Origin of the sequence: Bartonella sp. AP57NXGY (genome assembly GCF_042195805.1) — a bacterium.
Classification (GTDB): domain Bacteria; phylum Pseudomonadota; class Alphaproteobacteria; order Rhizobiales; family Rhizobiaceae; genus Bartonella.
In genome coordinates this window covers 1-949 of record NZ_JBHIOZ010000399.1, presented here as the reverse complement: position 1 = coordinate 949, position 949 = coordinate 1, and the positions used below count along the sequence as shown (strand labels likewise).

Here is a 949-nt window from a genome sequence, read left to right as displayed (position 1 = left end):
CATCCGTATTAGCATTACAACCCATATAAGTGTTTTTATAAACCGTTGCCCCCAAATTGGTGAGCACATTGGCGTGGATATCGGCATTTCCTCCTGCTTGTATAATGCTATAGTGGTTGTCAATGGTATCGGCATTAATGATGAGATTGCCACTAGATTGTATCATCCCCTGAGCAGCCGGTTTATGCGAAAAACTCTGCGTGACAGTCTTCTCTGTCATGTATGACTGATTATTCCATTGATAGCGTTCTATATCTCCTTTTCTTTTATCATATTTCCAAGTGAATGCCTTATAGACTGTTCCACCTTGCAAAGTTGCCGTGCCATAGGTTCCCTCTTTGTTAGCCCAAAGCTTTTTATCAAATACAAATTCTTCCTTAAGATACCCTCCTTGAGTATGCATATAATCCTCTCCACCTATTAATATATACGTAACATACCCCTTTCCCCAACGCTCTCTCTTCATATCGTGATATAAATTCTGTTCATTGAGCAAATTAAAACCCTTTGGTTTTTCGAATGCTATGGCGACTTCTTCCGTTTTTTCCGTGATGACAGGCATGCTATCGGCTTCGTTTTTGAGACTGTTGGTTTGGATATTTAAGTTTCCACCTGCTTGAATAACGCCCGCTTTATTCACAAGCGAAAGGCTTTTTCCAGTACCAGCTGCATTGGTGAAAAATAAATTGCCTTCTGCCATAATAGCGCCAAAATCATTGAGCAAAGCCCCATCAACTTGTAAAGCACCATTGCCCTTTACATAAATTAAACCCGTTTTGCTGTTGGTCACATCGCCCGTCACGCTAAAGACTAAATCCTGCCCCGATGCCAATTGACCGCTATTTTCAAGCTCCCCGGTTTTGATGATAAAATCTCGTGCTGCTAAAACCGATGTGAACTGATCCACCATAACGCCTGGAGCAACAAAAAGAATATCTCCAGTCCCTCC

The 949-nt window shown here is 41.6% G+C and carries 1 pseudogene; it reads right to left on the bottom strand.

Annotated features, from left to right (window positions below):
• Window positions 1–949 (bottom strand): annotated as a pseudogene (locus tag ACFIL8_RS11110) (filamentous hemagglutinin); the annotation flags it as partial.